Source organism: Congregibacter variabilis (assembly GCF_045689235.1).
Taxonomy (GTDB): domain Bacteria; phylum Pseudomonadota; class Gammaproteobacteria; order Pseudomonadales; family Halieaceae; genus Congregibacter; species Congregibacter variabilis.
The window spans coordinates 190,612-204,785 of record NZ_CP136864.1; the positions used below are offsets into that span (position 1 = coordinate 190,612).

Annotated in this window: 11 protein-coding genes; 5 read left to right on the forward strand and 6 right to left on the reverse strand. The window is 52.3% G+C overall.

The window, feature by feature from the left end; all coding sequences use genetic code 11:
* Positions 1-46 precede the first annotated feature (46 nt).
* From guaB to R0135_RS00850, 5 genes are all read left to right on the forward strand, one after another.
* On the forward strand, positions 47-1,519 hold the full coding sequence (gene guaB / locus R0135_RS00830) for an IMP dehydrogenase (protein WP_407348371.1): 1,473 nt from the start codon (positions 47-49) through the stop codon (positions 1,517-1,519).
* A 69-nt stretch (positions 1,520-1,588) separates the two neighbouring features.
* Positions 1,589-3,163 (forward strand): glutamine-hydrolyzing GMP synthase, encoded by a 1,575-nt coding sequence (guaA, locus tag R0135_RS00835; RefSeq protein ID WP_407348372.1) that lies wholly within the window; start codon positions 1,589-1,591, stop codon positions 3,161-3,163.
* 301 nt (positions 3,164-3,464) lie between these two features.
* Positions 3,465-4,502: a class I fructose-bisphosphate aldolase gene (locus tag R0135_RS00840; protein WP_407348373.1), complete on the forward strand. Its 1,038-nt coding sequence runs from the start codon at positions 3,465-3,467 to the stop codon at positions 4,500-4,502.
* A gap of 240 nt (positions 4,503-4,742) precedes the next feature.
* On the forward strand, positions 4,743-5,876 hold the full coding sequence (locus R0135_RS00845) for a sensor histidine kinase (protein ID WP_407348374.1): 1,134 nt from the start codon (positions 4,743-4,745) through the stop codon (positions 5,874-5,876).
* Entirely contained in the window at positions 5,876-6,535 is a 660-nt protein-coding gene (locus R0135_RS00850; RefSeq protein ID WP_407348375.1) for a response regulator transcription factor, read from the forward strand. The genes R0135_RS00845 and R0135_RS00850 overlap by 1 nt, the downstream gene beginning before the upstream one ends.
* Positions 6,536-6,538: 3 nt before the next feature.
* Here the strand turns inward: R0135_RS00850 and R0135_RS00855 are convergent, their stop codons facing one another.
* The 6 genes from R0135_RS00855 to R0135_RS00880 form a co-directional block, all read right to left on the reverse strand.
* Positions 6,539-6,952: a hypothetical protein gene (locus tag R0135_RS00855; protein WP_407348376.1), complete on the reverse strand. Its 414-nt coding sequence runs from the start codon at positions 6,950-6,952 to the stop codon at positions 6,539-6,541.
* Positions 6,953-7,125: 173 nt separating this feature from the next.
* On the reverse strand, positions 7,126-8,229 hold the full coding sequence (locus tag R0135_RS00860; protein ID WP_407348377.1) for a response regulator: 1,104 nt from the start codon (positions 8,227-8,229) through the stop codon (positions 7,126-7,128).
* Positions 8,230-8,348: 119 nt separating this feature from the next.
* Positions 8,349-8,969: a response regulator transcription factor gene (locus R0135_RS00865; protein ID WP_407348378.1), complete on the reverse strand. Its 621-nt coding sequence runs from the start codon at positions 8,967-8,969 to the stop codon at positions 8,349-8,351.
* Positions 8,966-12,550, reverse strand: a complete 3,585-nt coding sequence (locus tag R0135_RS00870) for a CheR family methyltransferase (RefSeq protein ID WP_407348379.1) — start codon at positions 12,548-12,550, stop codon at positions 8,966-8,968. The genes R0135_RS00865 and R0135_RS00870 overlap by 4 nt, the downstream gene beginning before the upstream one ends.
* A gap of 31 nt (positions 12,551-12,581) precedes the next feature.
* On the reverse strand, positions 12,582-12,887 hold the full coding sequence (locus tag R0135_RS00875) for a chaperone modulator CbpM (RefSeq protein ID WP_407348380.1): 306 nt from the start codon (positions 12,885-12,887) through the stop codon (positions 12,582-12,584).
* On the reverse strand, positions 12,884-13,831 hold the full coding sequence (locus tag R0135_RS00880) for a DnaJ C-terminal domain-containing protein (RefSeq protein ID WP_407348381.1): 948 nt from the start codon (positions 13,829-13,831) through the stop codon (positions 12,884-12,886). Before R0135_RS00880 ends, R0135_RS00875 begins: the two co-directional genes overlap by 4 nt.
* Between the last annotated feature and the right edge of the window lie 343 nt (positions 13,832-14,174).

The window sequence follows — 14,174 nt, forward strand, 5'->3', positions numbered from 1 at the left end:
TATAATAGCGAGTTTACTTGACCAAACTGCGTCTGGAGGACACATTATGTTGCGTATCGATCAGGAAGCGCTGACTTTCGATGATGTACTCCTGCTGCCCGGTTATTCTGAGGTGGTGGCGACCGATGTTTCGCTTCAGACCCGGCTGACCAAAGAGATTAGCCTGAATCTGCCACTGGTGTCTGCCGCCATGGATACAGTCACCGAAGCCCGCCTAGCGATCGCGATGGCCCAAGAGGGCGGTATCGGCATCATCCATAAAAGTATGAGTATTGCCGAGCAGGCCGCGGAAGTTCTGCGCGTTAAAAAATACGAAAGCGGTGTTGTTAAAGACCCTATCACCATTCAGCAGGACGCCACGCTGGCTCAACTCATCGAATTGACCTCGGCAAACGGCATTTCTGGAGTGCCGGTTCTGGCTGGCGAGGATCTGGTGGGTATCGTGACGCGGCGCGATATGCGCTTTGAAACCGAGATGGATAAGCCTGTTGCATCACTGATGACACCCCGAGAGAAGCTTGTGACCGTCAATGAAGGTGCCGATTCGGCTGAGGTACAGCGGCTTCTGCATCAACATCGTATCGAGAAGATCCTGGTGGTGGATGACAAGTTTGATCTGCGGGGCATGATCACAGTGAAGGACTTCGATAAGGCCGAAAATTATCCCCGGGCCTGCAAAGACGGCTTTGGTCGGTTGCGTGTGGGTGCCTCAGTAGGTACCAGCGCAGATACGGACGAGCGCGTTGCTGCCCTGATTGAAGCCGGTGTGGACGTCCTGGTGGTCGATACAGCACATGGACACTCTCGCAACGTGTTGCAGCGAATTCGCATGATAAAGGCCGACTACCCAGGTGTTCAGATCATCGGCGGTAACATCGCGACCGGTGAGGCTGCCCTGGCTCTGGCCGAAGCTGGCGCTGATGCGGTAAAGGTGGGGATTGGACCTGGTTCCATTTGTACCACGCGAATTGTTACTGGTATTGGCGTACCTCAGGTTACGGCGATTGCCGACGCGGTGGCGGCACTAAAAGGCGCCTACGATATTCCGGTAATCGCCGATGGCGGTATTCGCTTTTCCGGCGATATTGCCAAAGCCATTGCTGCAGGTGCACATGCGGTGATGATGGGTAGCATGCTTGCCGGCACCGAAGAGGCGCCGGGCGAAGTCGAGCTCTATCAGGGGCGAACCTATAAATCGTATCGAGGTATGGGTTCCTTGGGGGCCATGGCCGGGAATCAGGGGTCTTCGGATCGCTATTTTCAGGACGCCAGTAAAGGTGCCGAGAAGCTGGTTCCCGAGGGTATCGAGGGCAGGGTGCCCTATAAGGGCTCCGCTACAGCGATTATTCATCAGCTTATGGGCGGCGTTCGCTCCTCGATGGGCTATACCGGTAGTCCGGATATAGAGACCATGCGCAGCCGACCGCGTTTTGTGCGCGTGACGGCGGCAGGTATGTCCGAGTCCCATGTTCACGATGTGTCGATTACCAAAGAAGCACCTAATTATCCCGTTAGTTAACTTCGTGCCTGAGGTCGCGGCCGTGGCTGCGACTGACCAGCGCGGGCCCTTTAAACAGCGAAGCTCTCTATGACTGATATTCATGCCAGCCGGATTCTGATTCTCGATTTTGGCTCCCAGTACACCCAGCTGATTGCACGACGCGTGCGCGAGGTTGGCGTGTATTCCGAGATACGCGCCTGGGACATCAGCGAAGCGGAGCTCCGGGAATTCGCCCCCAGTGGTGTGATTCTCTCTGGGGGGCCAGAGTCGGTTACCGCGGAGGGCTCGCCGCGAGCTCCCGATTGTCTGTTTGGCGGTGAGTGGCCACTGCTGGGAATTTGCTACGGCATGCAGACCATGGCTGCGCAGCTTGGCGGAGACGTAGAAGGTTCCGACACCAGCGAGTTCGGCTATGCGCAAATTCGCAGCGCTGGCGATAACGACCTGTTACACGATATCCGCGATCACATGACGGACCACGGTGACGGACTCCTGGATGTTTGGATGAGCCACGGTGACAAAGTCACTGCGCTGCCTAATGATTTCCGCTGTGTGGCATCCACTGATTCTTGCCCCATTGCGGCGATGGCGCACAACGAGCGCCCCTGGTTTGGTATTCAGTTTCACCCGGAGGTCACGCACACGCTACAGGGTACGCGTATCCTCCAGCGTTTTGTTATCGATATATGTGGCTGTGAAGCGCTGTGGACGCCTGCGCGCATCGTTGAAGACGCCATTGCTCGGGTAAAAGACACCGTAGGCGGTGATCATGTCCTCCTGGGGCTGTCCGGAGGTGTTGATTCGTCGGTAGTTGCCGCACTGTTGCATCGTGCTATCGGTGATCAACTGACTTGTGTGTTTGTCGACAATGGCTTGTTGCGACTGCACGAAGGCGATCAGGTCATGGAAATGTTCGCGCAAAACATGGGCGTGAAGGTGATTCGCAGCGATTCCGAGAAGTTGTTTCTCGATCGTCTCGCGGGTGAGAGTGACCCCGAGAAAAAACGCAAAATTATCGGCAACACCTTTATTGAGGTATTTGATCAAGAGGCATCGAGCATTGAAGGCGTACGCTGGCTTGCTCAAGGCACGATCTACCCGGATGTTATCGAATCTGCGGGTGCCAAAACGGGCAAAGCCCATGTCATAAAGTCTCATCACAACGTCGGCGGACTGCCCGAAGATATGGCGCTGTCATTGGTAGAACCGCTGCGCGAGCTCTTTAAAGATGAAGTGCGAAAAATCGGACTGGAATTGGGGCTGCCTCACGACATGGTGTTCAGACACCCATTCCCCGGTCCCGGTTTGGGCGTGCGCATATTAGGCGAAGTTCGTCATGCCTATGCAGAAATTCTCCGGCGCGCTGATGCTATTTATATTGAAGAACTGCATGCTTCGGGCTGGTATGAAAAAACCAGTCAGGCTTTTGCTGTTTTTCTGCCAGTAAAGTCTGTGGGCGTAGTGGGCGATGCGCGGCGTTACGAATATGTGATCGCGCTGCGTGCGGTAGAGACCGTGGACTTTATGACAGCCCGCTGGGCGCATCTGCCTTACGAGCTACTTGAAAAGGTTTCAAATCGCATCATCAATGAAATTAGCGGTGTGTCTCGAGTTACCTACGATATAAGCTCCAAACCGCCTGCCACTATCGAGTGGGAGTAAGTTAAGGTCACCTCGGCGTGCAGGTGCCTGCACGGTCGAGAAGACGCCGAGCACGATGTCACGCGCCGAGATAAATCCCCTGTGGTCATCCACAATAGGTAAATCCTTGTAAGCAGTTCATGCTCTTTGCTTGAGAGCTGAGATTTAAAGCTGAGTTGGGATGGTAACTCCTTCGCTTTGATAAGCGTGGCAAAAGAGTCAACAAAATCTCGACTTGTATTTCTGGCGTCTGAGTCTGTCTTGCGGGTTTGTGAGGCAAATTGGCGATCCACTTTTCCGATGCCCGAGCCGGAGTGAAATCATGTCTACCGGACAAGCCAATAATGAGAATACTCTGCAAGCAACGATTGAGGCACTTGTTCAACCGGGCAAAGGAATTCTTGCCGCAGACGAAAGCGAAAAAACGATCGCAAAAAGATTTCAGTCGGTGGGCGTTGGCTCCACTGTTGATAATCGACGGTGGTACCGTAGTTCGATAATTGCAGCCCCCGGTCTTGGTGACATAGTAAGCGGCATCATATTTTTTGAAGAAACGCTTACACAGCGTGCTGATGATGGCACGCTACTACCTGCTTTAGCGGCGCACAACGGCATTGTTGCTGGCGTAAAAGTCGATAAGGGAAAGTTGCCGCTGTCTGGCACGGTCGGCGATGAAATTACTCAGGGTCTGGATGGATTGGCCCATCGTCTTACCCAGTACCAAAGACATGGCGCGCGGTTTGCCAAGTGGCGTAATGTTTACCATGTCACCGCGACTTCGCCCAGTAGATTGGCCATTGCCAGCAATGCAGAAGTTTTGGCGCGTTACGCGGCGATCTGTCAGGCTCAGGGCATGGTACCTATCGTTGAGCCCGAGGTCCTTATGGATGGCGATCATTCTATCGACCGTTGCGCGGAGATTACTGAAGCCGTTGTTCATGAGGTTTTCCATGCATTGCACAGACATGGCGTCGCCCTGGAATACATGCTCCTCAAACCGAACATGGTTATTGCGGGCAAGGACCATCTGACGCCTTCAACGCCTGAGGAAGTAGCAACATACACGATTCGTTGCTTTCGGCGGGTTGTGCCGGCTGCCGTTCCCAGTATCAACTTTCTGTCGGGTGGGCAAACCCCGATTCAGGCTACAGCTAATCTGAACGCGCTAAATTCGCTCTCTAAACAACCATGGGCGTTGACCTTCTCTTTTGGGCGCGCGCTGCAGGAGCCGGCCTTGGACGCCTGGCGCGGTGATGCTGCCAATGAGGAGGCATTGCAGTCGGCATTAGTTCGCCGCGCGAAACTCAATGGTAAGGCGCTTTTGGGGGCCTACGAACAGAATATGGAGTTGCTCGATTAGGACCACTGTTGTTGTGGCTGCTCTTTACAATCCTATGGTGAATGTCCCAACTCGGGTGTTTGGATCGCGTATGTTAAATATCCATGATCAGTTTTATTATCGGGTAGGCAAAAATTGTTGTGTGTCGGAGTAATGTTTTATGACACGGGGAAAAGCTTAAGTACAAGACTATGGTTTTAATCCAGACCTCTTGGCAAAACGATCACCGGGATTGCGGTCTAGCCGTCGGGTGCTTAGCACATGGCGATTAATCAAAAGCGCAGCGAGATAGACGAAATGGAAGCGCTGCTGGCAAACCTGCCGGGTACCGTGTATCGCTGTGTAAACAACCGGGACTGGTCAATGGAGTACGCCAGCGCAGGCGTATATCGACTTTGTGGATATCCCGCGTCGGCGTTGCTTGAGGGACGTCCTGATTGGGGCGATATCATACATGTTGAGGACAGGGAGCGCACATGGCGAACTGTGCAAGAAGCAGTCGCTCAGGACAAATCTTTCGAGGTCTTTTACCGCATACAGACACCGAACGGGGCGCTGAGGTGGGTTTGTGATCGTGGTTGTCGAGTTTCCTCCAATCACGAGGTGTCTAGAATCGAGGGCTTTTTAATGGACTTTACACAGGAGCTGGAAGCGCAGGGACAGCTCCGTGCTCAGCAGGTGCAGCTTGCTGAGATAAATCGCCTGGAATCACTTAAAGAGATAATGACCGGTATTGCACACGAGATTAATCAGCCGCTGGCAGCCATATCCAGCTACGCCCAATCAGCTCTGCATTTTGTGGATATGGAAGAGTTTAAACGTGACCGCATCCAAGATGCGCTGATAAAGATCAAGGGGCAGACTCAGCGTGCGTCGGCCGTTGTCGAGCGTATTCGAGATCTTGCTCAGACCGGCTTACAGCGCAATGAACGCGTCGATTGCAATGCTCTATTAACGCGCATTCGCGACCTCATTGAACCAAGAGCTCGTATGAAACGAAATCATATCGGTCTTGATCTGACAGACGCTGATAGCAGTGTCTGGGGTGATCCAGTGCAGCTGGAACAGTTGATGCTCAATCTTGTGCGCAATGCCATGGATGCTACCGAGCGGCAGGCCGACTTTCAGCGCCCAGAGATTCTGTTGAGAACAAGTGTGGAAGATGGTCATGGGATTCGGCTTTCGGTGATCGACAGCGGTCGAGGGCTAAGCGCGGTGCAGGCCGAAGGACTGTTTAGGCCTTTTGGTACAGATCAAGGATCGCGGATCAAGCTGGGGCTTGCGGTGGCGCGTTCCATTGCTGAAGCGCATCACGGCCAGCTCAACTATTGTCAAAACCCTACGCAAGGAGCAACGTTTTACGTGACGCTTCCTCTGTGTAAAGGAAGAAAGTGATGCAGAAGACGACTGATAGTGCTCAGCGTGTGTTTGTTGTGGATGATGACCCCGATGTGCGTGACTCCCTTGGTATGCTGCTGGAGTCTGTCGACTTGCCGTATAGTCTCTACGCCACGGCTCAGGCATTTCTGGATGATGTGGAAAATGTTCCGGTGGGTTGTATCGTGCTGGATATACGAATGCCGGGGATGAGTGGGCTGGAGCTGCAAGAAGAGCTTCGTCACCGTGAGCTGCCGCTACCGATTATTTTTATTACCGGGCATGGCGACATCAGTATGGCGGTGAAAGCAATGCGGCTCGGGGCATTAGATTTTGTGACCAAGCCATACCATGAGCAAGCGCTACTCGATCGGATTCATGAGGCGCTTGCCCAGGACGCCAGCAACCGACAGCTGATGTACGACCACTATGAGCGAACAAAGCGAATTTCCTCACTTACGCCTCGCGAGCATCAGGTGTTTGAACGTGTGACAGATGGACTTGCCAACAAGGTGATAGCCTTTGATCTGACGGTCAGTGAGCGAACAGTCGAAGTTCATCGTGCCCAGGTAATGAAAAAGCTCGGAGTGCGTTCCGTGGCTGAACTGGTGCGTATACGTCTGGAGGCCGAGAGGCCCTTGCATGAGCCTGTCACCGCTTCAGCGGATGCTCAATAGGCGCTACTGATTGACTAACCGGCGATGCACAGTCAGCGGGAGCTTACGCAAGATAGTCCATCCGTTACCCTCAATATCGGGACGCTTGAGTTCTTCGGCGAGCTCAGTGCGCTGCCCCAGAGTGAGAGAGTCGCGAAAATCGATTAGTTTCTCTAACAGTGTTTCTGTGAAATTCTCTCTGGATGTAAAGGCTGCATGTAGTGCTGCGACCAATTCATCAGGGTCGTTGTTGCCCATCACTAACTCCACAAAGTCATCATGAGAGTATTTTTTGGGTAAGGCATGTCTGCTCCGTTCGAGCCATGCGGTCAGCTCGTTGAGCTTCTCTTCACTATTTCTGTTTAAAACAAAATGCTCACGAAATCTTGTTAAGCCATCAGCCACCCGGTCTTCGTCACTTTGCAGAAACATCAGCATCCATCCTCTTTCCTGATCACGACATAGCAATGTAAACCAACGCTCTTGTAGGCAAGTATTGTGGATTACCCGTGGCTGCTTATGCACAGCGGCACTAAAAAATCAGGAAAACACTCATTTTCATGAGGAGACCGCGGACGCCCGGATGGTGTCTACAGACCGGCCAGTGGTGTTCAGATGTTTTCCGGGTTTCTTGCCAGGGCAAGGAGTTGTTCTGGATCGATGGGTTTGGTCAGTATTGCGCAGTTGCACAAATTGGCCGCTCGGATTTCATCGCCGGTCGTATCGCCGGTCAACAGAATTGATGGCAGTTGACTATCAGTGATCCTGCGGACTCTTTTAATCAGTTCGACACCGTTGTCTCCGGGCAGTTGGTAATCGAACAACAAGATGTCCGGCCTGGCACCTGCGTCAAGCTGTGCCATCGCGTCATCACCGCAGCGTGCGCTGTGCACTTTCGAACCGATGGATTCAAACAACATAGTTGTCGCATCGACGATGGCCGGATCATCATCAATCAACAGTATTGTGGGTGCGTTTACGGTGTTTCCTGAGTCCTTGATAATCGACTCTTCATGGCGCTCGTCGCTGTCCTGATATTGTTGGCTTTGACTGTCCAGGCTATCTACAAGAGCCCCTAGCGTACTCACGGATCGTTGCATTTCATCGGTCAGGCTCAGTAGCTGCGGGTCAGTCAATTCACGGGTAATGGCTGAGAGGCAGGAATCGAGGGAGTTCAGGGGTCGTCGGAGGTCGTCACTCGCCGATGCCAGGGCGGGGGAGTTGCCGTTTGTGGATGTACAAGCGGTGGTGCCGGCTCGATGGTGTGTATTATCCGTAGCTTCTGCGTTTTCTAGAGTTACAGATAAATTGTCAGTTGGTGGTTTGTCAAAAAGTGAAGATTTTTTAAGAGTCGCCTCTCGAATCACCGCAATGACAAAAGAGCCCTCATCGGATTGCACTGGACTGAGAGTGATCTCTATAGGTAATTCAAGCCCGTCCTTTCGTCGGCCATAGGGATTAAGTCCAATACCCATAACTTTTCGTGTTGCTGCATGCGCGTAGTGTTGCCGACGTTTGAGATGGTCATCGCGAAATCGTTTGGGAAGGAGTATATCCAGTGGTTGGTTAATGAGCTCATCGCGCGAGTAGGCAAATAGCGCCTCTATCTGCTGATTACAGAGCACGATTTTTCCTAGTTGATCCACCACGATCATGGCGTCTGGCGCGGCGTCCAGGAACTTCCGCGCAAGCAAGCCTTCACTAACTGTTGTCACCCGTACCGCTCACATCACAAGGCAATTACCTATCATTAAAACGGTAACGCTGACTGTAGGTAATGCGTGTAAGCCCGTACGTGTAGTTACTGACGTGTTACTGACGTATTACGGAGGTTTTACGCAAGGTCACAGTTTTCTGACATGCTGACCAGCTCAGGTAAGGAACGCGCCTGCATTTTCTCCATTAAGCGCGCTCGATACGTCTCAACAGTGCGGTGGCTGATGTTCAGTGTTTCGGCAATTGCTCGATTCGAGGTGTTGGCTGCCCCTGCGACCAATAGGCCCATGACCTCGCGCTCCCGTTCGCTCAGGCGCGCAAAGCGTGTTCGGACATCATCCCGTTTCTCCCTTGCAATGCGCTGTCGCCGATCCTGGTCCAGTGCTTCATCAATACGCTTTATCAGCAGAGATAATTCATAGGGCTTTTCCAGAAAGTCAACGGCGCCGTTGCGCATGGCGCGCGCTGCTATTGGTATATCGCCGTATGCCGTCAAAAATATGATGGGGATATCAAGGCCACTATCCAGCAGTCGATCCTGGAGCTCAAGTCCGGTCATGTTCGGCATAAGTAAATCGAGTAACAGGCATCCGGGGCGATCATTGTTCGGGGCATCGAGAAAATCCTCCGCCGAGGAAAAGCATTCGACATACAGTCCGCGCTCGCGAAGCGACACAGACAGTCCTTTGCGAATCGCAGCATCGTCGTCTACTACGAAAATTGTTGGCTCATCTATCATCGGTGATCATCTTCACTTGAAATAGGCAGCAAAAAGTGAAATCGCGCCCCCGTGCCTGTGGGTGAATCTACCCAGATTTTGCCCCCATGGCTTTGTATAATCGAGCGGCATATCCATAGGCCCATGCCCAGTCCCTCGGCCTTATTCGTCTGAAAGGGTTCAAAAAGATGCTCTCCACTGGCTTTGTCAATACCAGGACCTGTGTCTTCTACCGTTACCCGAACGCTGTGAGCCTTGTCGGTATCCAACTGGCTGCTAATTTCTATGCATCGTGGACGGCTGTCCACGGTCTGTAAGGCTTCTATGCTGTTTTTGGTTAGGTTTACCAATACCTGACTTATCTGAATGGGGTCTCCCCACACGGGCGGGAGCTCATCCGCCAGGTTCAGATGCACAGTCACATCGTGTTGCTCACCGTCCATGCGAATAAACTCAACCGCCTCTCTGACGATGCTGTTCATGTCAATTGACTCACGAATGGACTCTCTATGGCCGAGGAATCTTCGCAAATTATGAATAATTTTTCCGGCGCGTTGCGACTGCGCCGTTGCATCTTTGAGAGTCTGAAGCAGGTCTTCCTGCCGGGCGGGATCAAAGTCCCGTGCAATGGAAAGTGCCGCGTCACAAAAATGTACAATCGATGTAATAGGTTGATTCAACTCGTGAGCAAGCCCGGCGGCCATCTCACCGGCCGTGATAATTCGAGCTTCCAGGGCTATCTCTGCTTGCCTGGCTTGTCGTTCTGCCAGCTTTAATAACGTCAGATCGCGTTCAATAGTGGCCAGCGCGTAAGGATGCCCTTGCGTGTCCAGCAAAGGCGTGATGGCAACAGATACGCTTACAAGCTTGCCATCTTTGCGGCGCCTAAGCATTTCTGAGACGGCTGTTGTTTTACCGGCAAAGACGTTACTACGGATCATTTGTGAAGCGGCTTGTTCGCGGTCTGGTTCGATATCGCAGACTTGCATCCCTAATGCCTCTGCTTCGCTATAGCCATATAGAGTCTCTGCGCCGGTGTTCCATGCCAAAAATTGGCCATCGGCAGTCTGCACAGTGATTGCGTCGTTAGAGTGTTTTAACACCGCAGCCAAACGCTTGGCATCACGTGCATCTGCCAGAGACTCGCTTGCGTCAAAAATTGTAATAATGAGTCCCCGATCGCCGGCCGCGGTATTGATGGGTGTCAGGCGTATTAGGTAGCTTTTCTCGCCCAATTCGAGTTCTCGACTAACAGTTTTGCCAGTATTAATCGCTCTATGTAGTTCTTGCAGCAACGGGGTTAAATCCACAGCCCCACCAATCGCTATTAACGGCCTTCCGATGCTGTCTGGTATCAGGTCAAAAAACTCACAGCTGGCTGCTGAGTAACGTATGACCTGCATCTCGCTATCGAGTACGACGATTCCGGCCAGCGCCGAATTGAGAATGTTCTCGATATCCCGCTTGGCCGTCTCTAAAGCCTTCGATTGAACGCGCAGCTCTTCATTCGCGGTGCTGAGCTCTTCGTTGACGGATTGTGCCTCTTCATTTGTAGTCTGCAGTTCCTCATGCGCAGATTGAAGCTCTTCTGTAGTCGATTGATACTCTTCGTTAACGGACTGCAATTCCTCGTTAGAGGCTTCGAGTTGTTCAATATTAGTTTGCAAGTGATCGCGGGTGGCGGACAGTTCCTGCTCAAGCTCTCGAACGCGAAACGCCGCGTTGTCATCAACGGCAGTTTCGGCGCGGTATTCGGGCACTGCGCGAGCTTCAAAGAGAACGAGTGTTTGGCTCGAATGCCCGACGGCACTGGTGGTGGGAGTTGCTATCAATACCAATTCTGATTTGCCGGCCTTATCTACAAATATCACGGGTTTGCTGCGCACCGTGTCTTGTTCTCGTTGGGCTTTTTGTAAAGTTAAGCGCAGCTCAACGCGCAGGGGCAGAATTACCATGTCCAACAAATTTATACTGACATTGCCGTCTGGCAGTTTGATAAACCTGCTGAGGTCACCGTGCAGATGCAGCACGTTAAACCGCTGATCAATCAGCACGCCCGGCGGAGCGTACTTGTCAAAAACCAAATCTCGAATTCGCTCTTCCTGACGTCCGGCGTCACTCACGAATGTTTCTTTTTCTTGGGTCTTCGGTGTTCGTGGCTCTCGGCGCATCAGTACCGGAGGAAAACCCTCCAGATCTCGGCGTACAAAGACCTTGCCGCTTTCGTCAATGGTATCGAACAACTCAGCAAGTTTTCCGACACTTTCAGAAGGTCCGAGGACCAGGTAGGCGCCGGGGTTCAGAGCATAGTGAAAAGTACTGATGAGTCGTTCCTGGGTTGGGCGCTTAAAGTAAATCAATACATTTCGACAACTCACGAGATCTAAACGGCTAAAGGGTGGGTTGTGCAATAGATCGTGCTTTGCAAAAACCACCATGTCACGAATAGACGGAGAAACCTTATAGCTTCCATCCGTAGCAACAAAATACTTGTCTCTTAAAGCTGCAGGTACGTGCTGAAGCGTCGGTCTCAAGTAGACGCTTTTTCGTGCAACTTTGATGGCGTGCTCGTCTATATCGGTAGCAAAAATTTGCACCTCGCGTTTCTGGGCAGCATCGTCCAACTCTTCCGCCAGGAGTATGGCTACAGAAAACGCTTCCTCGCCGGTTGCACAGCCTGGTATCCAGATGCGGATGGACTCGTCGTTTTTCTTGCGGGCAATAATCGATCGAAGAATCCCACGAATGGTTTCGAAAGTTTTGGCGTCGCGAAAAAAATCGGTCACAGAAATAAGCGTATCCTGTAAAAGTAGCTCAGCCTCTGAATTCGATGTCTTGACCAGTTTCAGATAAGCGCCGAGGTCGGGTTGTTTGGTTACAATCCGTCGCCGCTCCATACGCCGCCTAAGTGTTGTTTCCTTGTACTGATCAAAGGCGAAGCCGGTTTTACGCACGAGCGTGCGGATCAATGCTTGAAATGCGTCGCTATCATTATCTGGAACCGGTTCTGAACGCTTGGACCATTCAAGAAGATAAGCCACCTCCTGACCGATCTTTTCTGGGGCGGTAATCACATCGGTGAGTCTTTCACGGATTATCGTCTGTGGCATATCAGGATATTCAGCTGATGCTGGTTCCTGGGCAATTGCCATGCCTTGCGCTGCCTTAATCGCGCGAACGCCCTGTAATCCGTCGCTTCCGGTGCCCGACAACACAATTGCGATCGCATTTTCACCATACTGATTAGCAACCGACAGAAACAGTTGGTCCACGCTATGTCGAGAACCCTGCAGGTGTTCGCTGGGTTGCAGTTGCACCATGCCATTCCTGAGGTTGACATCCATGCCGGCTGGAATGATATACAAGTAATCTGACGTTATTGCTTCACGGTTGCTTGCTGTCTTGACCTTGAGCGTGGTCACCCGTTGTAGGATCTGATCAAGCAAGCTGGGGTAGGCAGGGTCCGTATGCTGGACCAACACATAGGCGATCCCGAGTCCCACAGGCATCGTGGGCAGCATAAGCTTTAATGCCGCAAGTCCCCCAGCGGAGGCTCCGATTGCGACTACGTGAGTTGGCGCGCTGTTGTTGTTATTGGTCACTAATCGCTCATTATGTGTACATAAGCGACCGTTACTCAACAATGAATCGATTTAAACGTTGGCGGAGAGCCTGGTTTTCTGACTCCAGACGCTCTTTTTCGCGAAGTAAATCAATCAGCATCGCGGTGGCGACCCAATCCAGGTCCAGATCCTCGTGTAGGCGTATGGCTCTGCGAATCCAAACGAGTTGGCTTTCCTCAAACACCCATTCTTCAGTCATATGACCTGCCACTGGCATAGCAATCTCATGATCTACCGCGCTTACGATGATCGACTCGCTGATATCCTCGTATTCGCAAAGCTCTCGGATAGTGACGTGATAATTATCAGTGCTCATAGGGATGTCTCCCACTCGGCCCGGGGATCAAAGCGTGTATTGTCCGCCAGTTTTTGCCAGGCCTCTTTTGATTGTTGATCGTCCGCTGCAGGTACAACTATTTTTAACAGCGCATAGAGGTCGCCGCGGCCCCCGCGCTTGGGCAGCCCTTTGCTTTTAATACGCAATTTTTGTCCTGCCTGACTATTAGGTTTTATGGTGAGATTGATCTTGCCGTCCAGTGTGGGGACTGTGATCTTCGCACCGAGCACTGCTTCCCAAGGTGCGATTGGAAGGGTCAAGACGAGATTGTGGCCCTCTACATCAAAAAGCGGGTGGGGTACCAGATGTACATGAAGGTAGAGATCACCTGCCGGCGCGCCACCCGCGCCGGGTGCACCCTGACCTTTGACCCGAACACGAGCGCCATCAGTGGTGCCGGCGGGAATAGTTACGTTCAAAGACTTGCGATGTCTGCGAATTTGCTCGCCTTCGCGCACAGGAATTTCGTAGACGACCGGTTTTTTTGTATCAGCGAGTGTCTCTTCAAGAAAAATTGGCATGTCAATCTCAAGGTCCCGTCCGCGAATGCCAAAATCACTGCTGCGTGCATCTCCCGCGGAACGAAACCCGCCGCCAAACATGGAGTTAAAGAATTCCGAGAAGTCACCACCAAATGCCTCGCCGCCATCGCGTCCCCGTGACTCCCAGCCTGGGGGCGCTTGAAATCCACCATCAGCTCTGCCACCACCATATTCACGAAGCTCATCATACTCGGCGCGCCGTTCGGCACTTTTGAGTACTTCGTATGCTTCCGAAATAGCCTTGAATTCATTCTCTGCTTCGGGGCCAGGGTTGAGGTCAGGGTGGGTTTTACGTGCCAACTTTCGATAAGCCGCTTTTATCTCCTTGGAATCAGCCTTGGGGTCGACACCCAGTATCTTGTAGTAATCTTTGAATTCCATGCTGGACTTGTTCCTCCAAACCTCGATGTTTATCGCGCACGCTTAGGGCTATTCCGATAGACATGATGCAAGGTCATTAATCACCTTTACTCGCAATCCAGTGTATCGGGCTCGGGCAGCCAGGCAGCAGTAAGACTGCTATTTCCATATAGGTTGTTTCGCGAAGCCTCGCGTCTCGTCAATTCAAATCTCTTGGCGACGCTCCGTCAAGCAGCGTGGCAAGCTGACACCGTATATCTGTACTGTGGAAGTCGCATAGTCGACTGTGGTTCACCGCAGAGAGGACGATTCGAGTAAGAATTGGGTGACGCCCAGAGTGCTCGACTGAGCTTCGACCACTTTG

What these genes read in the sequence shown, in the direction of transcription:
- guaB (WP_407348371.1), top strand. Translation starts at nt 47, where the DNA reads ATGTTGCGTATCGATCAGGAAGCGCTGACTTTCGATGATGTACTCCTG.
- guaA (WP_407348372.1), top strand. Translation starts at nt 1,589, where the DNA reads ATGACTGATATTCATGCCAGCCGGATTCTGATTCTCGATTTTGGCTCC.
- R0135_RS00840 (WP_407348373.1), top strand. Translation starts at nt 3,465, where the DNA reads ATGTCTACCGGACAAGCCAATAATGAGAATACTCTGCAAGCAACGATT.
- R0135_RS00845 (WP_407348374.1), top strand. Translation starts at nt 4,743, where the DNA reads ATGGCGATTAATCAAAAGCGCAGCGAGATAGACGAAATGGAAGCGCTG.
- R0135_RS00850 (WP_407348375.1), top strand. Translation starts at nt 5,876, where the DNA reads ATGCAGAAGACGACTGATAGTGCTCAGCGTGTGTTTGTTGTGGATGAT.
- R0135_RS00855 (WP_407348376.1), bottom strand. Translation starts at nt 6,952, where the DNA reads ATGCTGATGTTTCTGCAAAGTGACGAAGACCGGGTGGCTGATGGCTTA.
- R0135_RS00865 (WP_407348378.1), bottom strand. Translation starts at nt 8,969, where the DNA reads ATGATAGATGAGCCAACAATTTTCGTAGTAGACGACGATGCTGCGATT.
- R0135_RS00875 (WP_407348380.1), bottom strand. Translation starts at nt 12,887, where the DNA reads ATGAGCACTGATAATTATCACGTCACTATCCGAGAGCTTTGCGAATAC.
- R0135_RS00880 (WP_407348381.1), bottom strand. Translation starts at nt 13,831, where the DNA reads ATGGAATTCAAAGATTACTACAAGATACTGGGTGTCGACCCCAAGGCT.